Here is a 25,828-nt window from a genome sequence, read left to right as displayed (position 1 = left end):
CGATTCCGTGAACGACCAACAACACCCGCACCAGCCAGCCTCGTCGGGATCAATCACCTCGCCGACGAAACCGCCACAAACTAACCCAAGTGACTCCAGTCAGCTTGACATCGCCCGAAAACCCGCATTTTCCTGAAAATCTCCGTCGAATTGGTTCGACAGCACCCGCGACGCTCCGTCTGAGACTCGCCAATCCACTGGGATCATCGCAAAGACGCCACGGGCGCGAGAACGCCCGACCTCGACAGAGGCCGGGCGTTCTTGATATGCCGGATGCTGCGGGTGCAGCGTTACTGCTACTCCGCGGCGTAGCCGGCGGCGGCCTCGACCAGTAGGTCGGCTTCGGCCCAGCTGGCGAGGTTCGCGCGCAGCTTCACGCCGAGGTCGGCGTCCACGCTGCTCCAGTAGGCGATCGCGCGCTCCGTCACCTCGGGGCGCTGCACCCCGCTGATGGCACCGGTGATGGTATCGAGGAAGCGCGCCTTGGCAGCGTCGTCGAAGACATCGCGGTACAACGTTCCGGCCTGACCGAAGTCGCTGTCCTCACTGCGCAGCGCCGCGGCGGCACGCACGAGTTCACCGTCGTTCTCCCAACTGCCGTCGGTTGCCGCCTGCGGGTCGGCCGCGGGGCCGCCGAGCGAGTTCGGAGCGTAGTTCGGGGCTTCCGTCGCGTTGAAGTGATAGCGGGCGGCGCCATCCTGCGAGTAGTTGTTCACGGGGGCCTTCGCGGCGTTCACCGGCAGCTGAGTGAAGTTCGTGCCGACGCGGTAGCGCTGGGCGTCCGGGTAGGAGAAGATGCGCGCCATCAGCATCTTGTCGGGGCTCGCCCCAATTCCGGGCACGAAGTTGGCCGGGGAGAACGCGGCCTGCTCGATCTCCGCGAAGAAGTTCGCCGGGTTGCGGTTCAGCGTGTGCGTGCCGACCTTGACCAGCGGATAGTCCGCGTGCGGCCACACCTTGGTGAGGTCGAACGGGTTGAACCGGTAGGTCTTGGCGTCCTCGTACGGCATGATCTGCACCGAGACATCCCAGGACGGGAAGTTTCCGGCCTCGATCGCGTCGTGCAGGTCCCGACGGTAGTAGTCGGCGTCGGCGCCGGCGATGAGCTCGGCTTCCGAGCCCTCCATCTCGATGTTGCCCTGGTTGGAGGTGAAGTGGTACTTCACCCAGAAACGCTCGCCGGCGGCGTTGATCCACTGGTAGGTGTGCGAGCCGAAACCGGGCATTTCGCGCCATGAGCGCGGCAGACCGCGGTCGCCCATCAGGTAGGTCACCTGGTGCGCGGATTCCGGGGACAGAGTCCAGAAGTCCCACTGCATGGTCGCGTCGCGAAGGCCGGAGCCCGGCAGGCGCTTCTGCGAGTGGATGAAGTCGGGGAACTTGATGCCGTCGCGGATGAAGAACACCGGGGTGTTGTTGCCCACAATGTCGTAGTTGCCCTCGGCCGTGTAGAACTTGACCGAGAAGCCGCGCACGTCCCGCCAGGTGTCGGGGCTGCCCTGCTCGCCGGCGACGCTGGAGAAGCGCTGCAGGGTCTCGGTGGTTGCTCCCGGCTGGAAGACGGCCGCGCGGGTGTACGCGGACACATCCCCGGTGACCTGGAAGACGCCGTGCGCTCCGCCACCCTTGGCGTGCACGACACGCTCCGGGATGCGCTCACGGTTGAACTGGGCGAGCTTCTCGACCAGGTAGACGTCGTGCAGGGCAGTGACTCCCTCGGTTCCGACGGTCAGGGAGTGCTCGTCGCTGGCGACGGGCGTTCCCGTCTGCGTGGTGGTGGGCTTGATAGTCATCGTGCTCCTTTGTTCGTCGGCGGTATAAGTGCGGAGAGTGGGGAAGATGATGAGGCCATGGCGGCCTGGCAGCCGGGGCAGAGGCCCCAGTACGTGACCTCGGCGGTGTGCACGGCGAAACCAGAGGCATCCGCCGGCCTCAGGCAGGGTGCCTCGCCCACGGCGCAGTCCACGTCGTGCACAGCGCTGCACCGGGTGCAGACGATGTGGTGGTGATTGTCGCCGACCCGGCGCTCGAACAGGGCCGGGGAACCGGCCGGTTCGATCTTGCGGGCGATGCCGGCTCCGGTGAACGCGGCGAGCACGCCATAGACGGCTTGTAGCGAGGTGCCTGGAAGCTCGGCGCGCACCGCGGTGAAGAGGCGTTCCGCGGTCGAGTGCGGGGCCTGGTCGAGCGCCCGCAACACCGCCAAGCGGGGAACGGTGACCTTGAGACCCGAGGCGCGGATGCTGTCGGTGAGCAGGTCGGACGGCTCAGCCGCCCGCATCCGTTCGATTTCCGTCATGCCCTCACGCTATCAGTTGTTTTGAATCAATCAAAACACGGTGCGAATGGGCTGGTCGTCGGCAGGTCAGGCGGGCGCGCGCAGCGCGGAGTAGTAGACGCCGACGACCCGGTCAAGGAACGCCTCGATCACGCGACGTTCGTCGTCAGTGAGTTCATCGGTGACCGAGGCCACTCCCCCGATCACCGGGAGGAGTTCATGGAAAGCGCGGGCAACCGATTCCGGAGCCGGGACGACGACGACCTTCCGCCGGTCCGACGCGTGCGGATTACGCTGCGCGTGACCGAGGGCCACCAGGCGGTCAACCACGAGAGTGGTCGCCGCGGTGGAGATGTCCAGGCGTCGGGCAAGCTCACCGGGGGTCAACGACCCCTCCTGGATCAGGTGCTCCATAGCGGACAGGTCGGTGGAATTCACGTCGAGCGCGTGACCGACCTGGCGCTCGAAGGCACGCGACAGATGCACAATCTCATGGAGCTGGAAGCCGATTCGAGCGGATTCGGGCAGGCCGGAATCCATCTCGGGACCACCCCCGGGCGCACCCATCGACCCGACCTCGGGGCCGGGACCGAACTTGCGACGCTCTCCCATACGAGACATACTATTACGGACATTGCTAGGCCGCCTAGCAATCAGGCTTATTGGAGGAAATCTTGCTCGCGATTCAGCGGTTCATCACCGGTCATCGAACGGCCTGGATCGTTTTGGTCGGCACGATCATCGCCGTCGGCTTGATGTTCTCCCTCCTCCCCTCAGACGACTCCGAGGAGTTCCCGACCTCCGGGTTGCCCTCCACCAGCCAGGCCGCACAGGTCGACGCACTTCTCGCCGAGTTTCCGTCCGCCGAGCAGACCTCAGCGATCGTCGTCTGGACCAGGGACGGCACCGGACTGACCGCGGCGGACAAGACGGCCATCGCCCAGAGCGCTACCGCCCTGGCGGACCAGTCGATCGCGCCGCCGGCCACCATGCCGCGATTCAGTGACGACGGTCAGGCGGCCATCAGCATCGTTCCGTTGGATGCCGACCAGGCCAATGCCGATATCGGCCAGACGGCCGCCGACATCCGTGCCGCCGCGTCCGACGGACTCCCGAAGGGCCTGGACGCCTACGTCACCGGCGCCGTCGGCTTCCAGTCCGACATCACGAATGCGTTCGCCGGCGCCGACTTCCGGCTCCTGCTCGTCACCGTGATTGTCGTCGCCGTGCTCCTGATCGTCACCTACCGCAGCCCCGTACTCTGGATCGTCCCGCTCGTCGTCGTGGGCATCGCGGACGGCCTCTCCTCGGTCGTCGTCGGCGCCCTCGCCGAGCCGTTCGGCATCACCCTCGACCCCTCCGTCGCCGGCATCCAATCCGTTCTGGTCTTCGGCGCCGGCACGAACTACGCCCTGCTGCTCGTGGCCCGCTACCGCGAGGAACTCCTGCGCACCGAGAACCGCAACGACGCCATGCTGGCCGCTGTGAGCGGCGCCGGCCCAGCCATCGCAGCCAGTGGCGGCACGGTCGCGCTCAGCCTGCTCACCCTGCTGTTCGCCGAGCTGTCGGGCAACCGGGCCCTCGGCTTCGCCTGCGCCATCGGCGTCGTCATCGCCATCATCTTCGCCCTGATCGTGCTGCCCGCCGCCCTCGTGGTCTGCGGCCGCGGCCTGTTCTGGCCATTCATCCCCCGTTACCTTCCCGGGGCCGGTGCCGAGCTGCGCCCCGGCTTCTGGACCCGCCTCGGCCGCGGCGTGCAGCGTCGTCCGATCGTGGTCACCGCCGCATCCGTCGCCGCGATCGGCGCCCTCAGCCTCGGCCTGATCGGCGCCTCCGTGGGTCTGTCGCAGGCCGACCAGCTGCTCGGCAAGCCCGAGTCGGTGCAGGCGCAGGCCGTCGTGGAGGAGTCATTCTCGGCCGGGCTGACCAGCCAGACCATCGTGCTGGTTCCGGATGCCGCGGTCGCCGAGGCCACAATGCTTGCCACCGAGACGCCCGGCATCGAGTCTGTGCTGCCCGGGGAGAGCGCGAACGGGCTCACTCGGCTGAACCTGTCACTGGCCAGTGAGCCGGGCAGCGATGAGACCTTCGCCGTCATCGACACCCTGCGCGGCACCTACGCCGAGGCATCGGGCGACGTGTCTGAGGCATTGGTCGGCGGCAGCGACGCCACAGCGTTCGATAACAAGACGAGCGCCCAGGCCGACCAGACCCTGATCATCCCGATGATCCTGGCGATCGTGTTCGCCATCCTGGCACTGTTGCTGCGTTCCCTGGTCGCACCCGTGCTGCTGATCCTGAGCGTGCTGGCGACCTTCTTCGCCAGCCTCGGCGCCTCCAACTGGATCTTCCAGAACCTGATGGGATTCCCTGCTTTCAATACCAACGTGGTGCTGTTCGCGTTCCTGTTCCTGGTGGCCCTTGGTGTGGACTACAACATCTTCCTCACCACCCGGGCCCGGGAGGAGAGCATCCACTACGGAACCAGGGAGGGCATGGTGCGGGCCCTGTCGTCGACGGGCGCGGTCATCACGAGCGCTGGCATCCTGATCGCGGCGGTATTCGCCGTGCTGGGCGTTCTCCCCGTCGTGGCACTGACGCAGATCGGCGTCATCGTCTGCATCGGCGTGCTGCTCGACACGCTCGTCGTTCGCACGCTCGTGGTTCCAGCCCTGGTGTTCCTCACCGGTGACCGCTTCTGGTGGCCGTCCCGTCCGGCAGCGAAGGCACCGCGGGCGTAGCGCCGGCCTCGGGCGGCGTGCGATGCTGCCAGCGCAGCCGGCGCTCTAGCTGGGCACCGAGTGCCAGCAGCGTGGCCTCGCCGCCCGGCCGCCCAATCAGTTGAACGCCCATCGGCAGCCCCGCTGCGGTTTCGGCCACGGGCAGCACGATCGCGGGCAACCCGCTCACATTGACCATCGATGTGAACGGGGTGTATTGAACCTGCTGGGCGAAGTTGCGCTCCCCGTCGAAGGCGTCGTACCAGCCCAGCGGGCGAGGAGTGAGCGCGAGCGCCGGGGTCAGCACGGCGTCGAAACAGGATAGCTGACGGATGAACGACCGCTCGTAGGCCGACAGGGCGGTGAGCGCCTGACCGAGATCCCGGGCCGACAGGTCCCGGCCCCGGTGCATCAGCCAGCGGGTGAGCGGTTCGAGTAGTTCTTCCTGCTCCGGGGTATCGGCGGGGATGCCCGCGGCGCCTGCCTGCCACATGGTGCGGAAGGCCGGCGCATACGTGTCGTCAGGTTCCAGCGCGGTCTCCTCCAGGCCGTGGCCGAGGGCAGCTAACCCGTCGACGGCTACCGCGAGGGCGGCTAGGGCCTCCGGAGCGATCTCGATCGGATAGGACGTGTCCCAGGCGGAGGTCGTCATCACCCCGAGCTGGAAACGCCCTTCACCCCGCACGGCTGCGGCTAGCAGGGGCGCGTCGTCTCCGGGCGCACGCAGGGAGAAGAGGTGCTGCGGATGTCCGCCCCGAGGCACGATCATCGCGTCCAGCAGCAGGGCGGCATCCGCCACCGTCCGTGCCAGCGGACCGGCCACACTGAGGCCGCCGAGCGCGTCGATGCCCGACGCGGAGGGCACCCGACCGCGGGACGGTTTCACGCCGACGAGGCCGCATGCCGCGGCGGGGATCCGCACCGAGCCGCCGCCGTCGGAGCCGGGAGCGAAGGGAAGCAGCCGGGCCGCTACAGCGACGGCGGCCCCGCCACTGGATCCACCGGCACCGCGGGAACGGTCCCAGGGGTTGCGGGCCGGCGGCCCGGCCAGGGTCTCGGTATACGACGGCAACCCGAACTCGGGTGTGCTGGTCTTGCCCAGGCTCACGCCGCCGGCCTCATCGAGCGCACGCACGAGGTCGTCAGACTCGGTCGGAACGTAGTCGGCCATGAGCCGCGAACCGAACCGGGCAGGCACGCCGGCCCGGCGCTGCAGGTCCTTGTCGGCGAACGGCAGGCCCCACAGCGGCATGGTGCGCGGCACGTGCTCCCCGACGAAGCGGGCGCGCTCCCTGGCGGCATCCGAGGTCACGGTCACGAATGCACCCAGCGCAGGGGCGAGCGCCTCGATCCGGCCGAGATAGTGCTCGGTCAGCTCGATCGGGCTGATTTCGCCGCTCTGCAGCGCCTGCCATTGTTCGAGCGCAGTCAATTCGTGTGGGGCGGCCATTCCTCGAGCCTAGTCAGCCGGGTGGCCGGCAGGCGGCGCGCCGGCGGCCTGCGGGGGGCCTGGTCAGGGGTGGGACAGCCCGGTCAGAAGCGCCTGGAACGCCCGCGGCGCGGCGCGCAGAAAGGATGCCGCCGCCCACGCGCCGGCCCACGGCAGCACCTGTGCCACGTTGACGATCTCGTACTGGACGAGCGACCCGGTCTCGTCCTCGGGCAGCACCTGGAACTCGCCGCGGTACCACCAGCCGCGCCGCAGCACGAGCATGCGCCGGGCGCGGTCGGTCTGCACGTTTCCGCCCCCGGACGCGCCGGCAGCCATGGCGGCCACGAGCCGGTTGAAAACGGCATCGGGGCCGGCCTCGAGGTGGCCCGCGAAGGAGCGCAGCACGGTGTGGCGCTCGGGCAGGGCTGGAAGGACATCCGTCATTCCTTGATTTTACGCGCCAAACGCCCAGTAGCCTGACTCCATGCCCCCTGCCGTCTTCAATCCCATCGGAACCACCGCCCTCATCACGGGTGCCTCGAGCGGCCTGGGAGCCGGCTACGCACACGAATTGGCTCGGCGCGGGGCCGACCTCGTTCTCACCGCCCGCCGCCGGGAACTCCTGGAAGACCTCGCCGCGGAGCTGGCCGAGAAGTACGGCACGCTGGCCACGGTCATCCCGCTCGATCTGGCCCGCCCCGGGGCCGTCGGCGAGCTGGTCGCCGACCTTGAAACGCGCCAAATCACCGTCGGCACCCTCGTCAACAATGCCGGTTTCGGCACCTACGGCACCGTGCTGGGCTCCGACCCGACGCGTGAAGCGCAGCAGGTGACGCTGAACGTGCAGGCGCTGACCGCGCTCACGCACGCGCTGCTGCCCGGGCTCATCAGCACCGCCCGGACGAGCAAGGGCAGTGCTGCCCTGGTCAACCTGGCCAGCACGGCGTCGTTCCAGCCGGTGCCGCTGATGGCCGTCTACGCGGCCACGAAGGCCTATGTACTCAGCTACACCGAGGCGCTCTGGTACGAGACCCGGGCTACCGGGCTCAAGGTGACGGCCATCTGCCCCGGCCCGGTGAGCACGGAGTTCTTCGCCGTCGCCGGACGCTCCGCCTCGTCGTTGCGCGGCATGCTCACGGTCGACAACGTCATGCGCACCAGCTTCGCCGCGCTCGACCGGGCGTCCACCCCGCCGCATGCCGTCAGCGGGCGCCGCAATGCGCTGCTCGCCGGTATCGGCGGCCGGCTGCCGCACCGCGTGGTCGTGACTGTGGCCGGCCACCTGAACCGCACCACCGGCTAGCCCGCTCGCCCCCTCGAACCGACGAAAAAAGGTGTACGGATCTCCGCACACTCCCCGCCGTGTCAGTTCACCGCCGGGACGCTATTTCAGGCTCTTCTGCATGAGGACGGTGCCGAGCCAACGGTCGAACTTGAAGCCGACCTTGCCCATCCTGCCGATCTCCTCGAAGCCGAAGTCGCGGTGCAGCTTGATCGACGCATCCGCTCCCTGGTCGGCGACGACCGCGATGACCTCCTTCAGCCCGGCCGCCTTGGAGCGCTCGATCAGCTCGCCGAGCAGCATCCGACCCAGGCCCTTTCCCGTCGACGCCGCGCCGAGGTAGATCGAGTTCTCGACCGTGAACCGGTAGGCGCGTTTCTGCTTCCAGGGGCCGACCAGAGCGTAGCCGAGCAGTTGGTCGGCCGGGGAGACCGCCACGATGAACGGCATCCCGAGCTTACCGAGGTAGTAGAACTTGCTGCGCCATTCGGCCAGCGTCATCGGGTCGACGTCGAAGGTGACCGTGCTGTTGGCGACGTAGTAGTTGTAGATCTCCCGGATATACGGCAGGTCCGTAATTTGGGCCTCACGCATGGTGAACCCGAACGGCGCCTCTTCGGCGGGCGTCGGTCGCAGGTGCCGGGGCAATTGCCGTCGCGGCTGGTATTCCTCTTCAAGCACAGCTAACTCCTCCAGAGAAGTCCAGATTACCCGAGAGACCAGTCCACCGGGGTCGCCCCGGCGCGGACGAGGTATTCGTTGGCCCGGCTGAACGGCTTCGAACCAAAGAACCCACGCCTGGCCGACAGCGGGCTCGGGTGCGCGGATTCGATTACCGGAGTGTCACCGAGCAGGGGCCGCAGCGTGCCGGCATCCTTCCCCCACAGGATCGCCACCAGTGGCCGGTCGCGGGCCACGAGGGCCAGGATGGCCTGCTCGGTCACGGTCTCCCAGCCGCGGCGCCGGTGTGAGCCGGCCAGTCCGGTCTGCACCGTGAGCACGCGGTTCAGCAGCAGCACCCCCTGGTTCGACCACAGGGTGAGGTCGCCGTCGGCGGCCGTGACGCCCACATCGTCACGCAGTTCCCGGTAGATGTTGGCGAGGCTCCGCGGAAGTGGGCGCACGTGGGCCTCTGCCGCGAAAGCCAGCCCGATCGGATGCCCCGGAGTCGGATACGGGTCTTGGCCGACAATGAGCACGCGCACCGCCTCGAACGGCTGGGTGAAGGCGCGGAACACGTTTTGCGGCTCGGGCAGCCAGAGGCGGCCACTCCGGGTCTCGGCGTCGAGGAACTCCCCCATCGCGTCGATCTGCGGCCCGATGGGCGCGAGCGCCGCAGCCCAGCCCGCGTCGACGGCTCCGCTGCGGGCCAGATCTTCGGCGGTGAAGGGCATGTCGGCGTCAGGCTCCGAAGGTGCTCACGAGAACGCCGCCGTCGGCCTGGCTGACCCGCCAGACACTACCGGCCCCGACGACGCCGAGAGCACCCTCACCGACAACCAGCGCGGTGTTCTCGTCGATGGCGAGTCCGCCGTCGATCAGGCCGGCCTCGGTGGCCGCAACCAGCCGGGACAGCGTGCCCCACTGGGCGGCGTGCACCTCCACGGTCACGTCGAGCAGTCCGATGCCGGGTTCGATGGTGATCTCGTCGAGACCCTCGGCGGCGTTCTGTCCACTGACCTCGACCCCGCCCATCCGCCAACCGCCGATCAGGGCACGTTCGGCTGCGATCATCGCGCCGGCCGAGAATCCGAGATACGGGATGCCGGCCGCCACCTGGCGCCGGATCTCGCCGGCGACCGGGGCCACCGCTGCGAGGTAGGCGGGGGTGACCCCACCGCCGATGAGAATGCCATCGACCTCCGCCACAGCCGTCAGGGCAAACTCGTCACCCGGGGCAATAACGGTGATCCTGGCATCGAATACGCCGGCCGCGGACACCGCAGCGACCAGGTTGGCGGAGTGTTCGGCCCCGTCCCCGTCGCGCACGACGAGGACCGCGAGGACCGGCTCGGTGCGACCGAGGGCGGCGCCGCGCGCCGCGGCCTCGGCCAGGAAGGCGCCGTAGACGCCCGCGTCGGTCTGGGCGTTCCAGCCGCCGCCGACCAGGTGCACGCTCACAGCGCGGCGCCCGCCGCGCGCCGGGCGACGAGGGGCAGGCTGGCGGCAAGCAGGCTCGCGGCCGGCAGAGTGTCGGCGGGCAGGCTCGCCCCCGCGAGGCTCTCGGCCACGGGCGGCAGCGACGACCAGGGGAACACGATCCAGGCATCCGTCTCGCACCAGGTGAAATCGGGAACCAGAACCGTGCGGGGCTTCGTGTAGAGGGTGGCGGTTCGCACCTCGCAGGCGGTCTCCCGCAACAACGCGACGACCATCGCGAGCGTGTGCCCGGAGTCTGACACGTCGTCCACCAGCAGCACGCGCAGGCCGGTCAGCGACGGAGCGTCGAGCATCGGTCCGGACAGGATCGGCTCGGGCAGGCGCTCATCCACGCCCGTGTAGAACTGCACGTTGATGCTGCCGCAGTTCTTGGTGCCCAGCGCGTACGACATCGCGCCGGCGAGCAGCAGCCCGCCACGGGCGATGGCGATCACGACATCCGGCCGGAAGCCGCTCGACAGCACCGCCGAGGACAGCTGGCGGGACGCGTCCGCGAACACGTCCCAGCCCAACACTTCCCGCTCAATACCGGTCACATCACTAGCAGCGTCGTCCGCGTCGAATCCCATTTCCCAATGGTAGGTCACGACACGGCCACCGCCCGGTCAGGCGAGGTGCCGCTCGTCGTGACCGTCGTACAGCGAGAGCGGCCGGATCAGGGCATTCGACGCCGCCTGCTCGATGATGTGCGCGGTCCACCCGGTCAACCGGGCCGCGACGAAGATCGGCGTGAACGTGAGGGTGTCGAAGCCCATCAGGTGGTACGCCGGTCCCGACGGATAGTCGAGATTCGGCAGGATGCCGGTGCGCGTCGTCATCCCTTCCTCCAAGGATTCGTAAAGCTCGAGCAGATCGGGCCGCTCGTAGTGTTCGACCAGGGTGACCAACGCGGTGCGCATGGTCGGAACCCGCGAGTCGCCGTGCTTGTACACGCGGTGGCCGAAGCCCATCACCTTGCGCTTGGCTGCGAGGGTCTCGTTGAGCCAGGCCTCAGCGCGCTCCCCCGCACCCAGCCCGAGCCCGATCTCGTCGAAGATGTGCATCACGGCCTCGTTCGCACCGCCGTGCAGGGCGCCCTTGAGGGCGCCGATGGCACCCGTGACCGCGGAATGCAGGTCGGACAGGGTGGACGTGATCACTCGGGCGGTGAACGTGGACGCGTTGAAGGAGTGCTCCGCGTACATGATCATCGACACGTCGAACGCGTTCACGACCACCAGCTCGGGCACCTCGCCGAACGTCATGAAGAGGAAGTTGGCCGAGTAGCCCAAGTCGCTCCGCGGTTCGATCAGGTCGAGGCCGTGGCGGCGGCGTTGATCGTAGGCCACGATCGACGGCATCTGCGCCCAGAGCCGCAGGCCCTTGGCCCGGTTGGCCGCCGGCGACGCATCGGCCGCCTCGGGATCGTTCGCGCCGATCAGGCTGACCGCCGTGCGCACCACATCCATCGGATGCGCCGACATCGGCAACTCGTCGATGAGACGCTTCACAGCGGGCGCGAGATGCCGGAGCGAGCGCTCCTGCTCTTCGAATTCGCCCAGTTCGGCGTCGGTCGGCAGCTCGCCGTGCCAGAGCAGGTAGGCCACCTCCTCGAAGCTCTTCTGCGCCGCTAGCTCCTGCACCGGGTATCCGCGGTACAGCAGTGAGTTCGATTCGGGGTTGACCTTGGACACCTGGGTGCGGTCGACCACGACGCCGGCCAGACCCTTGAAGACCGTCGGTTCGTTCTGACTCATGTCGCTCCTTTGCGTTGTGGAAGTGTGCCGGTTGCGGGACGTCGTTGCTTAGGAGGCGACGTCCGGGTTGAGGGTGAAATTGAAGACGCCCGAATCGAAGTGGCTGTACGACTCGTAGTCGAGCAGTTCGTAGAGCCGTGCCCGGTGCTGCATCTCGGGCAGCAGCGAGGTCAGCGACCCCTCCGTCTCGATGGTGTCGAGGCCGCGCTCGGCGGCCCCCATTGCCAGCCGCAGCAGCGACACCGGGAAGATGACGATGTTCATGCCGACATCCGCGAGCTGCGTGGTGGTGTAGAGCTCCCCCTTTCCGAACTCGGTCATGTTGGCCAGCACCGGCACGTCCACGGCCGCGCGGATCGCGGCGAACTCGCCCAGCGACGCCATCGCCTCGGGGAAGATCGCGTCGGCGCCCGCGTCGACGAGCATTTTCGCCCGGTCGACGGCGGCGGCCAGACCGTCGACGGCACGGATGTCCGTGCGCGCCATGATCAGGAAGTTCGGGTCGCGCCGGGCGTCCACCGCCGCGCGGATGCGCTTGGCTGCCGTGGACTCGTCGACGACCTGCTTGCCGTCGAGGTGCCCGCAGCGTTTCGGATTGACCTGGTCCTCGATGTGCATGCCTGCCAGTCCGGCATCCTCAAGGGTCTGGATGGTGCGCGCCACGTTCATCGGCTCGCCAAAGCCGGTGTCGGCGTCCACGATCGTGGGCAAGTCGCTCATCCGGGCGATCTGCTGGCTGCGGCCGGCAACCTCGGTGAGTGTGGTCAGGCCGATGTCGGGCAGGCCGAGGTCGGCCGAGAGCACTGCGCCCGACACGTACACGCCCTCGAAACCCTTGGCCGCGATCAATCGGGCAGAGAGCGGGTTGAACGCTCCGGGGAAGCGCAGGAGACGGCCGCTCGCGAGGTCCTCGCGGAACGCGGCCCGCTTGTCGGCAGGAGTGACTTGCGAGTACAGCATCAAAAGATTCCGTTCGGAGTGGGGAGTGAGGCGAGCAGGCCGTTGTGGGCCACGATGGTGAGCTGGCCGAGCTCGCCGGCACCGAGACGTGGGAGACGCTCGGCCGCGCTGAGGAAGCGCACGATCTCGCCCTCCTCCACGACGTCCTGCGCCAGAGTGCGGAACTTGTTCACGTATTCGGCCCGACCGAACGGCTTCGCACCCAGCGGGTGGGCGTCGGCCACGGCGATCTCGTCGACGATCCGGCTGCCGTCGGTGAGCTCGATCTCGACGCGGCCGCCGAATGCTTTCTCCGCAGGGTCGAGCGAGTGGTACCGTCGGGTCCATTCCGGGTCCTCCGTGGTGGTCACCTTGTTCCACAGGTCGATCGTGTCGGCACGGCCGGCGCGCTCGGGCCGGTAGGAGTCAACGTGGTGCCAGCGGCCGTCCTGCAGGGCGACCGTGAAAATATAGGGAATCGAGTGGTCGAGGGTCTCCCTGCTGGCCGTGGGGTCGTACTTCTGCGGGTCGTTCGCGCCCGAACCGATCACATAGTGGGTGTGGTGGCTGGTGTGGATGAGGACGGATGCGACGTTGGCGGGATCCACCAGCTGCGGGTGCTCGCGGTGGAGTTTGCGGGCCAGGTCGATCCAGGCCTGCGCCTGGTACTCGGCAGAATGCTCCTTGGTATAGCTGTCGAGGATGGCACGCTTCGTCTCGCCGTTCGCGGGCAACGACACCTCGTAGGCGGCATCCGGACCGTCGAGCAGCCAGGCGATCACGCCGTCTTCGCCCTCGTAGATCGGGGTGGGGCTGGTTTCGCCGCGCATCGCGCGGTCGACCGCTTCCACCGCCATCTTGCCGGCGAAGGCCGGCGCGTGCGCCTTCCAGCTGGAGATCTCGCCCTTCCTCGACTGGCGGGTGGCCGTCGTGGTGTGCAGTGCCTGCCCCACCGCCTGGAAGATGGTCTCGGCGTCGAGGCCGAGCAGGGTGCCGATGCCGGCGGCGGCCGACGGGCCGAGGTGCGCCACGTGGTCGATCTTGTGCGCGTGCAGGCTGATTGCCTTGACGAGGTCGATCTGGATCTCGTAACCCGTGGCGATGCCGCGCACCAGCTCACGCCCGGTCAGTCCGCGCGCGGTGGCGAGGTGCTGGGCGACGGCAACGACCGGCGGGATGTTGTCGCCCGGGTGGGAGTACTCGGCGGCGAGGAAGGTGTCGTGGTAGTCGAGCTCGCGCACCGCCACGCCGTTGGCCCAAGCTGCCCACTCCGGTGACACCCGGCGGGAGCGCTGTTCGCCGAACACCGTCGCCCCGACCCCGTTGAACGAGCGCGGATGGGCCAGCGCCTGCGAGCGGGCGGCCACCACCGGCTGCCGGGTCAGCGACGCCGCGGCGACCGCGGCGTTGTCGATGACCCGGTTGATGATCATCTCGGTCACCTCGTCGCTCACCGCGACGGGGTCAGCGGCGACCTCCGCGATCTTCCAGGCGAGCTGGTCGGTGCGGGCGAGGTTCTCGTCGCTGCGATGCACTCGAACGTGGTGAAGCTGCACGATGGGTCCTTTCGGTTAGTCGACCGGTTCGGCCGCGGACGCCTGGATCGCCGCAAGGACGCTCCGCAGGCTCTGGTTGAGGTGGACATGGGTGGCGTGGGCGGCCAACGACGAATCGCCGGCCGCGACGGCCTCGACGATGAGCAGGTGCTCCACGGCAGCCGCTCGGAGCCGGGCCGGGTTGTCCCGGGCCAGGCGACGGATGCGGGCGAGGTGCGTGCGCACTCCGGCGAGCGCCCCCACGAGGAAGGGGTTCGCCACGGCGTCGTCGAGGGCCTGGTCGAACTCGTCGATCAGGTCGTAGTAGCGGCGCAGTCCCGCCTCGCCGTGCTGGAGCAGTTCGGGGGCTGCGAGGAACTGTGTGCGCAGGGCGTCGAAGACCGCCGGGTCCCGGCGCTCGGCGGCGATGCGAGCGGCGTGTTCCTCCAGGGCGCGGCGCACCTCGTAGAGCTCACGGATGCTGTCCAGGCTCATCTCGGTCACCATGAAGCCCCGGCCGGGCCGGCCGGCCACCAGGCCGTCGGCGATCAGCCGCGCGACGGCCGCGCGCAGCGGGGTGCGCGACACTCCGATCCGGGCCGACTGCTCCACCTCGAGCAGCACTGTTCCGGGCGCGAGGAAGCCGTCGAGGATCTCGACGCGCAGCTGACGGTAGGCGCGCTCACTGGCGCGAACCGGGGTCGTGTTCCCCGTCGTTGGGGTTTCTGTATACACAGACGACATGTTATTCCCTTTGAGAGTGATATGTGCCAGACTTCACGAATTCTATGTATACATAGGAACTTCAACGGGGAGGTTCGAATGTCAGGGGAAGCGGCAGCGGGGTATCACGACCTGTGGAAACGAAGCGTCGACGCCGACACGCGTTCGGCGTTCTGGCTGGAGGCCGCGCAGGCCATCGACTGGGTCACACCACCGCAGGTGGCGCTGGAGGAACGCTCCCCGGGCACCTGGCGCTGGTTCCCGGACGGCGAGCTGAACACCAGCTACAACGCCCTCGACCGGCACGTGCTCGCGGGCCGCGGCGAGCAGACGGCCGTCATCTACGACTCCGCCATGTCGGGCACCAGGGTGCGCCTGAGCTACCGGGAGCTGCTCGGCCGCGTCGAACGCTTCGCCGGGGTGCTCCTCGCCAACGGGGTCGGTAAGGGGGACCGGGTGATCGTCTACCTGCCGATGATCCCCGAGGCCATCGTGGCGATGCTGGCCTGTGCCCGCATCGGCGCCATCCACTCCGTCGTCTTCGGCGGCTTCGCCGCCAGCGAGCTCGCGGTCCGGATCGACGATGCCCGGCCCACCGTCATCGTCACGGCTTCCGGCGGCCTGGAACCGGGGCGCGCGATCGAGTACCTACCTTTGGTGGAGAAGGCACTCGCCCGCAGCAAGGGCTCGGTGCGCGCCGTGATCGTGCGCGACCGCGAGATGATCCCCGGCTGCGCCGCCGACTACGCCGGCACGAGCGACGTGGCCTGGCTGGACTGGGCCCACGAGGAGAACGAGGCCATCGCAGCAGGGCCGGTCAGCCTGCGCTCCGAAGACCCGCTCTACATCCTCTACACCTCCGGTACGACGGGGAACCCGAAGGGCATCGTGCGCGACACCGGCGGTCACGCCGTCGCGCTGGCCTGGTCGATGGCCAACATCTACAACGTGAAGGCCGGCGACGTCTTCTGGGCCGCGTCCGACGTCGGCTGGGTGGTCGGCCACTCCTATATCGTCTATGCTCCGCTACTCGCCGGCGCCACCACCGTGATCTTCGAGGGCAAGCCGGTCGGAACACCGGATGCCGGTGCGTTCTGGCGCGTGGTGGAGGACTACCGGGTGTCGGTCCTGTTCACGGCGCCCACGGCCATCCGCGCCATCCGCCGGGTCGATCCCGACCTGCTCGAACTGGACCGGCACGATGTGTCCAGCCTGCACGGGCTGTTCGTGGCCGGCGAACGCCTCGACCCGGAAACCTACCACTGGGCCAACGACGGGTTGCATTGCCCCGTGGTCGACCACTGGTGGCAGACCGAGACCGGCTGGGCGATCTGCGCGAACCCGCGCGGAATCGCCGACATCGAAACGAAGCCGGGCTCGGCCACCTTCCCGGTTCCCGGCTATGACATTGCCATCCTCGATTCGAAGGGCAAGCCGGTCAAGCGGGCCGGCAAGGACGGCAACATCGCCATCCGACTGCCACTGCCGCCCGGCACACTGCTCGGGATCTGGGACAGCGAGGACCGTTACGCCAGCGCCTACCTGTCGGCCTTCCCCGGGTACTACGCCACCGGTGATTCCGGCCACTTCGACGATGACGGCTACCTCTATGTGATGGGCCGCACCGACGATGTGATCAACGTGGCGGGGCACCGCCTGTCCACCGGTTCGCTGGAGGAGGTGCTCACGCTGCACCCCGCGGTCGCCGAGTGTGCCGTGCTGGGTGTGCATGACCCGCTCAAGGGTCAGCGCGCGGCCGGATTCGTCACGCTCAAGGCCGGTGCGTCGATCGACCATGACACCCTCGCCGCGGAACTCATCGCGCTGGTGCGGGAGCATGTCGGACCGGTGGCCGCGTTCCGCGATGTGACCATCCTGGACCGGCTGCCCAAGACCCGATCGGGAAAGATCCTCCGCAAGACCATCCGCCAAATCGTCGACGGCGAGCCCTGCACGGTGCCGCCCACGATCGAAGATCCCACGGTCCTCGACGCTCTGAAGCAGGCCGTGCACGGCGTCAGCCCGCGCCCCTGACCCATAGATCACCCCAGCACCATCCGCCACAGTCACATCCCCTCACCGGAGCAAAGGAGCCCGCATGACGGAATCACTGAAAGACACACTTTCGGACGGAGTAACGCCGTCCGCCATCGACTACATTGCGTATGAGAAGACACCGAAGTTCATCCAGCTGAAGAAACAGCGCCGTAGGTTCGTGCTGCCGTTGGCCGCGTTCTTCTTCCTCTGGTACTTCGCCTTCGTGCTCGTCGCGGCCTATCTGCCCGACGTGATGGCGATTCCCGTCTTCGGACGATTCAACCTCGGACTGGTGCTCGGCCTCGGCCAGTTCGTCACCACCTTCGCGATCACCATGTGGTACGTGTCGTACTCGAACCGCCGCCTGGACCCTCTCGGGGCAGAGCTGCGCGCCGAGCTTGAGGGGATGGACAAGAAATGATCGCACCCAGCATCCTGCAGGCGCTGCCGGGCCGACTGGCCCAGGCCGTCGAGACCACGGAGAACAATCCCGTACTCAACATCTCGATCTTCCTCGCCTTCGTGGCGGTGACCCTGATCGTCGTCATCCGTGCCGGACGCAACAACAAGACCGCCGCGGACTACTACACCGGCGGCCGCTCCTTCACCGGCCCGCAGAACGGTTTCGCCATCGCCGGCGACTACCTCTCCGCGGCATCCTTCCTCGGCATCGTCGGGGCGATCGCGGTCAGCGGCTATGACGGCTTCCTGTACTCGATCGGTTTCCTCGTGGCCTGGCTCGTCGCCCTGCTGCTCGTGGCCGAGCTGATGCGCAACACCGGCAAGTACACCATGGCCGACGTGCTCTCCTTCCGCCTGCGGCAAGGCCCCGTGCGCGTGGCGGCGGCGACCACCACCCTGGCCGTCTGCTTCTTCTACCTCCTTGCCCAGATGGCCGGAGCCGGTGGCCTCGTGTCGCTGCTCCTCGGCATCAACGACAAGCTCGGTCAATCGGTGGTCGTCACGGTCGTCGGCGGCCTGATGATCATGTACGTGCTCATCGGCGGCATGAAGGGCACGACCTGGGTGCAGATCATCAAGGCCTTCCTGCTCATCATCGGCGCATTCGCGATGACGATCTGGGTGCTGGCCATCAACGGCTTCAACTTCTCGGCACTGCTGGACTCGGCCATCGCTGCCTCCACGAGCGTGCCGGCTGACGCCATCCTGGTGCCGGGCCTGAAGTACGGCGAGAACCCGCTCGACTTCGTCTCGCTGGCCATCGCCCTGGTGCTCGGCACCGCGGGACTGCCGCACGTGCTGATGCGCTTCTACACGGTACCCAGTGCCAAGGAGGCCCGCCGCTCGGTGGTCTGGGCGATCTGGCTGATCGGCGCGTTCTACCTGTTCACCCTGGTGCTCGGCTTCGGTGCCGCCGCGCTCGTGGGCGCCGACACCATCCTGGCCGCTCCCGGCGGCGTGAACTCGGCCGCACCGCTGCTGTCGCTCGCCCTCGGCGGTCCGCTGTTGCTCGGCTTCATCTCCGCCATCGCATTCGCCACCATCCTGGCCGTCGTGGCCGGGATCACGATCACCGCCGCCACCTCGTTCGCGCACGACATCTACATGAGCGTGATCAAGAAGGGTAAGGGTGACCCCGACGCGGAGGTCAAGGTCGCCCGTCGCACCGTCGTCGTGATCGGAATCCTCTCGATCGCCGGCGGCATCGGCGTACAGGGGCAGAACATCGCCTTCCTGGTCGCCCTGGCCTTCGCCGTCGCGGCGAGCGCCAACCTGCCGACCATCCTGTACTCCCTCTTCTGGCGCGGCTTCACCACCCGCGGCGCCGTGTGGAGCATGTACGGCGGCCTCGGCGTCACCGTCGGACTGATCATCTTCTCTCCGGTCTTCTCCGGCACGGAGACGTCGATGTTCGGCGCCGGCGTCGACTTCGCCTGGTTCCCGCTGAGTAACCCCGGCATCATCTCCATCCCGGTCGGGTTCTTCCTCGGCTGGCTCGGCTCGGTCACCAGCACCCGCAAGGAAGACCCGCTGCTGGCCGCGGAGATGTCCGTTCGGTCCATGACCGGCTTCGGCGCCGAGAAGGCCTCCGAGCACTGACTCACGCAGCACTGAACACACCGGCACAACCGGTATGACCCCTACTCCCCTCGGCTGCACCCCAGTCGGGGGGAGTAGTGTCGTCCGCGAGCTAGAGGGCCAGGCCATTCGCCTGTGCCGAGCCCACGACGCAATACTGGAGAAGATTCCGAATGAAAGCAGCACGTTTCCATGGCCGCAAAGATGTCCGCATTGAAGACATCGACGAGCCAGAGACCCGCAGCGGCACAGTGAAGATCGCCGTCGCCTGGTGCGGAATCTGCGGTACCGACCTGCACGAGTACCTGGACGGCCCCATCTTCATCTCGGAGCCCGGCCACCCGCATCCGCTGTCCCACGAATCCCTCCCGGTCACCATGGGCCATGAGTTCTCCGGCACCATCGAAGAGGTCGGCGACGGCGTCGAGAACCTCAAGGTCGGCGACAACGTCGTCGTGGAGCCCTACTTCGTCTGCAACGAGTGCCCGCCCTGCGCGGCGGGCAACTACCACCTCTGCGAGAAGATGGGCTTCATCGGACTCGCCGGCGGTGGCGGCGGTCTGAGTGAGAAAGTCGTCGTCGACCAGCGTTGGGTGCACCCGATCGGTGACATTCCCCTCGACGAGGCCGCGCTGATCGAGCCGCTATCCGTTGCACACCACGCCGTGGTCCGCAGCGGTGCGAAGTCCGGAGACGTCGCCATCATCGGCGGCGCCGGGCCCATCGGCCTGCTGACGGCCGCTATCCTCAAGGGGAACGGCGTAACGACGATCATCTCCGAGCTGAGCACCGCCCGCAAGGAGAAGTCCCTCTCGAGCGGCGCCGCTGACTACGTCATCGACCCGACCACGGAGGACGTCAAGGCACGGGTGCTCGAGCTCACCGGCGGCGTCGGCGCGGATGTCGCGTTCGAATGCGCCGGCGTCAACATCGTTCTCGACACGCTGCTCGACGCCCTGCGCCCGGCCGGCGTGCTCGTCAACGTCTCCATCTGGGGACACCCGGCCACGCTGGACATGCAGAAGCTCGTGCTCAAGGAGATCGACCTGCGCGGCACCATCGCGTACGTGCGCGACCACGAGGAGACGATCTCCCTGGTGACGAGCGGCAAGATCGACCTCAAGCCGTTCATCACCGGCCGGATCGCGCTCGACGACCTCGTGACCGAGGGTTTCGACACCCTGGTCAACCACAACGACACCGCAGTGAAGATCCTGGTCCACCCCTAGGGACCATGCGTGAGCGCGTCAGCCTGTCGGTGCCAGCGGCCCCCGCGCGATTCGGGTGGGGGCCGCCTGCGCGACCGGCTTGATCACGATCAGGTCCAGATTGACGTGCGCCGGGCGTTCCACGCTCGACACGATCGTTTCCGCAATATCCTCGGCGGTGAGCGGATCAGGCACCCCGGCGTAGGCCGCGGCCGCTTTCTCCGCATCACCGTTGAACCGCACCAGCCCGAATTCCTCGGTCTGCACCATGCCTGGGGCTACCTCGATCACCCGGATCGGCTCTCCGTTCAATTCCAGGCGCAACACTTCCATCAGGGCATGCGCGGCGAACTTCGCCGCGTTGTAGCCCCCACCACCGAGATAGGCGACATGACCGGCGATCGACGTGACCGTGACGATGTCGGCGGAGCCACCCTCCGCGCGGATCGTCGCCCGCAGCAGCGGCAGCACGGCGCTTGTGACCCGTTTGACGGCGAGCACGTTGATCTCGAACATCCACGACCAGTCCTCGATCAACGAGTCCTCCACGGAATCCAGCCCGATCGCGCCGCCAGCGTTGTTCACCAGCGCGTGCACCGGTCCGGACGCAGCCAGGTAGTCGCGCAGCGCATCGACGTCGGATTGCCGGGTGAGGTCGGCTGTGAAGACTTCCGCCCCGGTCTGGGCGTGCAGGTCCGCCAGCCGGTCGGCGCGGCGGGCCACCCCCACCACGTCCCAGCCTCGCTGGCGGAACAGGCGCACTGTGGCCGCTCCGATTCCCGAACTCGCCCCGGTTACAACGACTCTGTGTGTTCCCATGACTACATTCTGGTCGGTGCCGCCCTGTGATGGCTCCACGCGCCGCCGGAGCACCGCATACACCGCACCCGCAGAAACGCCGGGTGCCGCTCTGGGACAACGCGCGCTGGATCGCCATCACCCTGGTGGTGGTCGGGCACGCCATCCTGAAACTGATCGCCGCATCGGATGTCGCGTACGAGTTCTACCTGTTCATCTACGCCTTCCACGTTCCCCTCTTCGTCGCCGTCAGCGGGTACTTCGCCCGGTCGGGCCCGCTCGGCACGCGTCAGCTGCACCGACTGGTCACCGACATCGTGCTGCCCTACCTGATCTTCGAGACGATCTGGACCACTATTCGCTGGCTGCTCGGCGGGGAATTCCGCCTGGACTACTCGACGCCGTCCTGGACCCTGTGGTTCCTGATCGCGCTGCTGGTGTGGCGCCTCGCGCTCCCCTTCCTCGTCCTGCTGCGCTACCCGCTGCTGATCAGCGTGATCGTCTCGGTCGGGGCCGGGTACTTCGCCTCGATCGATGCAACGTTCGCGCTCTCGCGCACCCTCGGCCTGCTGCCGTTCTTCGTCTTCGGCTGGCAGCTGCGGCAGTGGCAGCTCACCACCCGTTGGCTCGATCTCCACGCCGCGGCGGTCTGGCGGTGGCGGGTCGGCGCGATCACGCTGTTCACCGGTCTGCTGGGCGTCATCGTGGCTAACATCGACACCCTGCGGGAGGCGCAGGTGCGCCAGTTCCTGCTCTACAACGAGGCCTACCCGACGTTCGGCTACGACGAGTTCTGGGCCGGGGGCATCCGTTTGGGCCTGATGCTGTTGGCCTTCGCCCTGATCGTGGCGTTCCTCCTGCTCATGCCTCGGCGACGTACCCCGTTCACGGCGTATGGCGCGGCCACCATGTACATCTACCTGCTGCACTCCTTCGTGTTGTTCCCCCTGCGGGAGACCGGGGTGCTAGAGGGCCCGCAACCGGGCTGGGTGCTGCCGGCGATGATCCTGCTCAGCGTGCTGATCTCGGTCGTGCTCTCGCAGCGGGCCGTGCGGAAGGTGGTCCATCCGCTGATCGAGCTGCGCGCCCGTTGGCTGTTCCGCAAGAAGGCGCGCACCGACACCGGCACGATCGTCCTGCCACACCTGGACGCGCCCAGCGCGCAGCCCGCACCGCCCGGGGAACCGCCGGCCGAACTGCGCTGATTCCCTTCGTGACGCCGTGTTGCAGAACCGTTGCAGCGCCCGTGTGCCCCTGCCTAAACTCGCAGTCAGAGCGCTGGAGGGTCCACGCTCGTCGAGGATAATCAGGGAGATCACCTCATGAGCGACAACGCTGCCGACTGGAAGTTCGAAACCAAGCAGGTGCACTCCGGTGCCCAGCCCGACCCAACTACAAACGCCAGGGCCACCCCCATCTACCAGACCACGTCCTACGTGTTCAACAACGCCCAGCACGCCCAGAACCTGTTCGCGCTGGCCGAATTCGGCAACATCTACACGCGCATCATGAACCCGACCCAGGCCGTCGTCGAAGAGCGCGTCGCCGCGCTCGAAGGCGGCACCGCGGCCCTGCTCCTGGCCTCCGGCCAGGCGGCCTCCACGTTCGCCGTGCTGAACATCGCCCAGGCCGGCGACCACATCGTGTCGTCCAGCTCGATCTACGGCGGAACCTACAACCTGTTCAAGTACACGCTGGCCAAGCTGGGCATCGAGACGACCTTCGTCGAGAACCAGGACGACCCCGAGGAGTGGCGTCGGGCACTGCGCCCGAACACCAAGCTCTTCTTCGCCGAGACAATCGGCAACCCCAAGATCAACGTGCTCGACATCCGCCTCGTGGCCGACGTGGCCCACGCCGGCGGGGTGCCCCTCATCGTCGACAGCACCATTGCCACCCCCTACCTGATCCGGCCGTTCGAGCACGGCGCGGACATCGTCGTCCACTCGGCCACGAAGTTCCTCGGCGGCCACGGCGCCGTCATCGGCGGCGTCATCGTTGACGGCGGCACGTTCGAATGGTCCAAGAACGTCGAGAAGTTCCCCGGCCTCACGCTGCCGGACCCGTCGTACCACGGCGTCAGCTACACGGGCGCGGTCGGCGACGGCATCGCCTACATCATCAAGGCGCGCGTGCAGCTGCTGCGTGACCTCGGTTCCGCGATCGCCCCGGCGAGCGCCTGGCAGCTGATCCAGGGCATCGAGACGCTCAGCCTGCGCATCGAACGCCATGTTCAGAACGCCCAGGACATCGCCGAATGGCTCGAGAACCACCCCGACATCGCCTCGGTCAACTACGCCGGGCTGCCGTCGAGCCCCTGGTACGCCGCCGCGAACACCTACGCGCCCAAGGGTGTCGGAGCTGTGCTGTCCTTCGAATTGAAGGGCGGGGTGGATGCCGGCCGCGCGCTGGTCGACAACCTCTCGCTGTTCAGCCACCTGGCCAACATCGGCGACGTGCGCTCGCTCGTCATCCACCCGGCCTCCACCACGCACGCGCAGCTCACTCCGGAGCAGCAGCTCACCGCCGGCGTGACGCCCGGCTTGGTGCGCCTCTCCGTCGGCATCGAGAACATAGCCGATCTGAAGGCCGACCTCGAGACCGGCCTCGCGGCCGCGCTCGCGGTCGTGCAGGCATCCCGAGCCAACGCCTAGACCACCCCGCCTCACCCCCCCCTACCTCACCAATTCGACGGAGATTCTGCTCTCCACCCACGGTTTCGGCCCCAGTCAGGCCGATACCGGCAGAATCACCGTCGAATTCATCAGGCGGAGTAACAAAGTACCGGAACGGCTGTTCACCCGGCAGAATAGGGGGCCTATGGACTGGCAATATTCGGCAGACACCGTCCCGTCAAGCTTCGTCACCGAAGCCCAGGCGCGGTCGCTGCTCGGCAAGCCCCCGGCGACCGGCGCGTGGCGCGACGGCGACCCGGTCGGCCACCGCCGATTCCGGGACATCGGTCCCCTTACCTTCGAAGCCGGCGGCAGCCTGGGGGCCGTACGCATTGCGTACGAGACCTGGGGCGAGCTGTCCCCGAGCGGCGACAACGCCGTTCTCGTGCTGCACGCCCTCACCGGTGATAGCCACCTGACCGGCCCGGCCGGCCCGGGCCACCCGACCGCCGGCTGGTGGAGCGGAATCGTCGGCCCGGGCCTGGCCATCGACACCGACCGCTGGTTCGTGGTGGCACCGAACATGATCGGCGGCTGCCAGGGCAGCACCGGTCCCGCGTCACTCGCCCCCGACGGCTCCGAATGGGGCATCCGCTTTCCCTTTCTGACCATCCGCGACCAGGTTGCCGCCCAGGTCGCGTTCTCGGACCGGCTCGGAATCGACCGCTGGGCCGCCGTCGTCGGAGGTTCGATGGGCGGAATGCATGCGCTCGAGTGGGCGGTCGAGCATCCGTCGAGGGTGGCGCGGCTGGCCATTCTCGCGGCCCCGCCGGTCACGACCGCCGATCAGATCGCCCTGAACTCGGTGCAGATCGAAGCCATCCGTTGTGACCCTCTCTTCCACTCCGGTGACTACTACGACGCCGCGGACGGCGACGGCCCGACCCGGGGACTCGCCCTGGCCCGGCGCATGGCGCTGCTGAACTACCGCAGCCCGGAAGAACTCAACCTGCGCTTCGAACGCGGCTGGCAGAGCGAGATCAGCCCCCTGGGCGCGAGCGGCCGATTCGCCGTCGAGTCCTACCTCGACTTCCACGGCAACAAGTTCACCCGACGGTTCGACGCGAACAGCTATATCGTCCTGGTCGAGGCCATGAACTCGCATGACATCGGCCGCGGCCGCGGCGGCGTCGATTCCGCCCTGGCCCGGATCACGGCGGTCAGCGTCGTCGTCGGCATCGACAGCGACCGGCTGTTCCCGGTCGAAGGCCAGCTGCGCATCGCCGCGCATCTGCAGGCAAATCTCGACGGCACGGATGCCGTAGTGCTCCATTCCGGCTTCGGCCATGACGGTTTTCTGATCGAGAACGAGGCGGTCGGCGTCCAGCTGACCCGAGTCCTGACCCAGCCGGCTCCCCCGCGTCGGACTTGACACGGTCCCGGTTCGGGACAACTTTGAGAATCAATCTCACCAGGCCGAAGGAATCTGTCATGAAACCCGGGTCCATCATCATGCTGATCCTCGGCACAGTCCTCTCCATGCGCGGGCTCATGCTGACTCTGGCCGGCGGTACCGCCGCCGTGGTCACCGCCCGCGGTGGCGACGGCTACCTGACCAGCCCGGCGCGCTCGTTCTCCGTGCAATCGTTCGCGCTCACCTCGCCGCGCAGGAGCGGGGTCGAGGTCGCAGTGTCCCGGTCAATCTGCCCAGCCTTCGGCTCCGAGCCGTCTCCACGACGGGAAGCGACGTCTTCGTCGGAATCGCGCGGCAGGCCGACGTAGACCGGTACCTGGCGGGGGTCAGGCGCACCGAGCTGCGGAGCGTGACCGTCACCCCCTTCCGCGCGGACTACCGGAAGATCCCGGGAAGCCACACGCCCCAGGTCCCCGGCGAACAGACCTTCTGGGTCGCGGCCGCGCAGGGCCCGGGAACGCAGGAGATCGAGTGGGACCTGACCAGCGGCAGCTGGTCGATCGTCATGTCGAACGCGGATGCGAGTCCGGGCGTTTCCGTCGCACTGCAGGCCGGAGTGCGCCTCGGCCTTCTCGGCCCGCTGGCCGTCGGGCTGCTCGCGATCCCGCACCTGCTGATCGTCGCCGCCTTCACCGGCCGGAATCGAGCTGCTCTGCTCGACCTGATCCTCGGCATCCACCGCTGGATCTTCCGGGTGGTCGTGTACACGGCGCTGTTGCGCGACGAGTCCCCGCCGTTCCGGCTGGACCAGGGCGGCGCCGACGCCCTGGTCCAACACCCGCGGACGCAGCGGACTAGCGGGGAACCTGCACCGGGCCGGTAAGGTTCAGTAAGGAGCACAACGAGGGGTG

The 25,828-nt window shown here is 67.9% G+C and carries 25 protein-coding genes; 11 read left to right on the top strand and 14 right to left on the bottom strand.

Features of this window, described 5'->3' with window-relative positions; genetic code table 11:
* Window positions 1-296: 296 nt before the first annotated feature.
* The 3 genes from E3O65_RS07560 to E3O65_RS07550 all read right to left on the bottom strand — a co-directional run bounded on the left by E3O65_RS07560 (window position 297) and on the right by E3O65_RS07550 (window position 2,890).
* A complete protein-coding gene (locus E3O65_RS07560) occupies window positions 297-1,793 on the bottom strand; it encodes a catalase (protein ID WP_134363131.1) in 1,497 nt (498 codons plus the stop codon).
* Window positions 1,790-2,299, bottom strand: coding sequence for a Fur family transcriptional regulator (locus E3O65_RS07555; RefSeq protein ID WP_241985729.1), 510 nt, complete (start codon window positions 2,297-2,299; stop codon window positions 1,790-1,792). Before E3O65_RS07555 ends, E3O65_RS07560 begins: the two co-directional genes overlap by 4 nt.
* A 66-nt stretch (window positions 2,300-2,365) precedes the next feature.
* A complete protein-coding gene (locus tag E3O65_RS07550) occupies window positions 2,366-2,890 on the bottom strand; it encodes a MarR family winged helix-turn-helix transcriptional regulator (RefSeq protein ID WP_241985730.1) in 525 nt (174 codons plus the stop codon).
* Window positions 2,891-2,952: 62 nt separating this feature from the next.
* Between E3O65_RS07550 and E3O65_RS07545 the strand changes: the two genes are divergently transcribed.
* A complete protein-coding gene (locus tag E3O65_RS07545) occupies window positions 2,953-5,019 on the top strand; it encodes an MMPL family transporter (protein ID WP_134363130.1) in 2,067 nt (688 codons plus the stop codon).
* Here the strand turns inward: E3O65_RS07545 and E3O65_RS07540 are convergent.
* Window positions 4,961-6,448 carry an amidase gene (locus tag E3O65_RS07540; protein WP_134363129.1) on the bottom strand — a complete coding sequence of 496 codons (1,488 nt, stop codon included), beginning with the start codon at window positions 6,446-6,448 and terminating at the stop codon, window positions 4,961-4,963. The genes E3O65_RS07545 and E3O65_RS07540 overlap by 59 nt on opposite strands.
* Before the next feature lie 63 nt (window positions 6,449-6,511).
* On the bottom strand, window positions 6,512-6,874 hold the full coding sequence (locus E3O65_RS07535; RefSeq protein ID WP_134363128.1) for a hypothetical protein: 363 nt from the start codon (window positions 6,872-6,874) through the stop codon (window positions 6,512-6,514).
* Between the two features lie 40 nt (window positions 6,875-6,914).
* Between E3O65_RS07535 and E3O65_RS07530 the strand changes: the two genes are divergently transcribed.
* The gene (locus tag E3O65_RS07530) at window positions 6,915-7,733 is read left to right on the top strand and encodes an SDR family NAD(P)-dependent oxidoreductase (protein ID WP_134363127.1); all 819 of its coding nucleotides are present in this window, start codon (window positions 6,915-6,917) and stop codon (window positions 7,731-7,733) included.
* An 81-nt stretch (window positions 7,734-7,814) separates the two neighbouring features.
* Here the strand turns inward: E3O65_RS07530 and E3O65_RS07525 are convergent, their stop codons facing one another.
* From E3O65_RS07525 to E3O65_RS07490, 8 genes are read right to left on the bottom strand one after another with little or no spacing between them, the layout of a single operon-like run.
* A complete protein-coding gene (locus E3O65_RS07525) occupies window positions 7,815-8,393 on the bottom strand; it encodes a GNAT family N-acetyltransferase (RefSeq protein ID WP_174722274.1) in 579 nt (192 codons plus the stop codon).
* Between the two features lie 26 nt (window positions 8,394-8,419).
* Complete coding sequence (locus tag E3O65_RS07520) at window positions 8,420-9,106, bottom strand: uracil-DNA glycosylase (RefSeq protein ID WP_134363126.1); 687 nt, start codon at window positions 9,104-9,106, stop codon at window positions 8,420-8,422.
* Window positions 9,107-9,113: 7 nt separating this feature from the next.
* Window positions 9,114-9,833 carry a Type 1 glutamine amidotransferase-like domain-containing protein gene (locus tag E3O65_RS07515; protein WP_134363125.1) on the bottom strand — a complete coding sequence of 240 codons (720 nt, stop codon included), beginning with the start codon at window positions 9,831-9,833 and terminating at the stop codon, window positions 9,114-9,116.
* Entirely contained in the window at window positions 9,830-10,441 is a 612-nt protein-coding gene (locus E3O65_RS07510; protein WP_134363124.1) for a phosphoribosyltransferase, read from the bottom strand. Before E3O65_RS07510 ends, E3O65_RS07515 begins: the two co-directional genes overlap by 4 nt.
* A gap of 36 nt (window positions 10,442-10,477) precedes the next feature.
* Window positions 10,478-11,608, bottom strand: coding sequence for a bifunctional 2-methylcitrate synthase/citrate synthase (locus E3O65_RS07505; protein WP_134363123.1), 1,131 nt, complete (start codon window positions 11,606-11,608; stop codon window positions 10,478-10,480).
* Between the two features lie 48 nt (window positions 11,609-11,656).
* The gene (gene prpB / locus E3O65_RS07500; RefSeq protein WP_134363122.1) at window positions 11,657-12,568 is read right to left on the bottom strand and encodes a methylisocitrate lyase; all 912 of its coding nucleotides are present in this window, start codon (window positions 12,566-12,568) and stop codon (window positions 11,657-11,659) included.
* Window positions 12,568-14,106, bottom strand: a complete 1,539-nt coding sequence (locus E3O65_RS07495; RefSeq protein WP_134363121.1) for an MmgE/PrpD family protein — start codon at window positions 14,104-14,106, stop codon at window positions 12,568-12,570. Before E3O65_RS07495 ends, prpB begins: the two co-directional genes overlap by 1 nt.
* A 12-nt stretch (window positions 14,107-14,118) precedes the next feature.
* Window positions 14,119-14,817 carry a GntR family transcriptional regulator gene (locus tag E3O65_RS07490; RefSeq protein ID WP_241985731.1) on the bottom strand — a complete coding sequence of 233 codons (699 nt, stop codon included), beginning with the start codon at window positions 14,815-14,817 and terminating at the stop codon, window positions 14,119-14,121.
* Between the two features lie 87 nt (window positions 14,818-14,904).
* Between E3O65_RS07490 and E3O65_RS07485 the strand changes: the two genes are divergently transcribed.
* The 4 genes from E3O65_RS07485 to E3O65_RS07470 all read left to right on the top strand — a co-directional run bounded on the left by E3O65_RS07485 (window position 14,905) and on the right by E3O65_RS07470 (window position 20,111).
* Window positions 14,905-16,839 (top strand): AMP-binding protein, encoded by a 1,935-nt coding sequence (locus tag E3O65_RS07485; RefSeq protein WP_134363119.1) that lies wholly within the window; start codon window positions 14,905-14,907, stop codon window positions 16,837-16,839.
* A gap of 64 nt (window positions 16,840-16,903) precedes the next feature.
* Complete coding sequence (locus E3O65_RS07480; RefSeq protein ID WP_134363118.1) at window positions 16,904-17,263, top strand: DUF485 domain-containing protein; 360 nt, start codon at window positions 16,904-16,906, stop codon at window positions 17,261-17,263.
* The gene (locus E3O65_RS07475; RefSeq protein ID WP_134363117.1) at window positions 17,260-18,903 is read left to right on the top strand and encodes a solute symporter family protein; all 1,644 of its coding nucleotides are present in this window, start codon (window positions 17,260-17,262) and stop codon (window positions 18,901-18,903) included. The genes E3O65_RS07480 and E3O65_RS07475 overlap by 4 nt, the downstream gene beginning before the upstream one ends.
* A gap of 152 nt (window positions 18,904-19,055) precedes the next feature.
* The gene (locus tag E3O65_RS07470) at window positions 19,056-20,111 is read left to right on the top strand and encodes a 2,3-butanediol dehydrogenase (RefSeq protein WP_134363116.1); all 1,056 of its coding nucleotides are present in this window, start codon (window positions 19,056-19,058) and stop codon (window positions 20,109-20,111) included.
* An 18-nt stretch (window positions 20,112-20,129) separates the two neighbouring features.
* Here the strand turns inward: E3O65_RS07470 and E3O65_RS07465 are convergent, their stop codons facing one another.
* Window positions 20,130-20,909: an SDR family oxidoreductase gene (locus E3O65_RS07465; RefSeq protein WP_134363115.1), complete on the bottom strand. Its 780-nt coding sequence runs from the start codon at window positions 20,907-20,909 to the stop codon at window positions 20,130-20,132.
* An 83-nt stretch (window positions 20,910-20,992) separates the two neighbouring features.
* Here E3O65_RS07465 and E3O65_RS07460 point away from each other — a divergent pair, with 83 nt between their 5' ends.
* From E3O65_RS07460 to E3O65_RS07440, 5 genes are all read left to right on the top strand, one after another.
* Window positions 20,993-22,093 (top strand): acyltransferase family protein, encoded by a 1,101-nt coding sequence (locus E3O65_RS07460; protein WP_241985732.1) that lies wholly within the window; start codon window positions 20,993-20,995, stop codon window positions 22,091-22,093.
* Between the two features lie 117 nt (window positions 22,094-22,210).
* Window positions 22,211-23,542: a bifunctional o-acetylhomoserine/o-acetylserine sulfhydrylase gene (locus tag E3O65_RS07455; protein WP_134363114.1), complete on the top strand. Its 1,332-nt coding sequence runs from the start codon at window positions 22,211-22,213 to the stop codon at window positions 23,540-23,542.
* Window positions 23,543-23,708: 166 nt separating this feature from the next.
* The gene (gene metX / locus E3O65_RS07450; protein WP_134363113.1) at window positions 23,709-24,935 is read left to right on the top strand and encodes a homoserine O-acetyltransferase MetX; all 1,227 of its coding nucleotides are present in this window, start codon (window positions 23,709-23,711) and stop codon (window positions 24,933-24,935) included.
* Between the two features lie 59 nt (window positions 24,936-24,994).
* The gene (locus E3O65_RS07445; RefSeq protein WP_134363112.1) at window positions 24,995-25,285 is read left to right on the top strand and encodes a hypothetical protein; all 291 of its coding nucleotides are present in this window, start codon (window positions 24,995-24,997) and stop codon (window positions 25,283-25,285) included.
* Window positions 25,286-25,326: 41 nt separating this feature from the next.
* Window positions 25,327-25,800: a hypothetical protein gene (locus E3O65_RS07440; RefSeq protein WP_134363111.1), complete on the top strand. Its 474-nt coding sequence runs from the start codon at window positions 25,327-25,329 to the stop codon at window positions 25,798-25,800.
* Window positions 25,801-25,828 lie beyond the last annotated feature (28 nt).

The sequence above is a fragment of the Cryobacterium breve genome (assembly GCF_004402375.1).
GTDB classification, from domain to species: Bacteria; Actinomycetota; Actinomycetes; order Actinomycetales; family Microbacteriaceae; genus Cryobacterium; species Cryobacterium breve.
The sequence above is the reverse complement of the archived record's forward strand: the minus strand, read 5'-3'. Positions and strand labels throughout refer to the sequence as shown.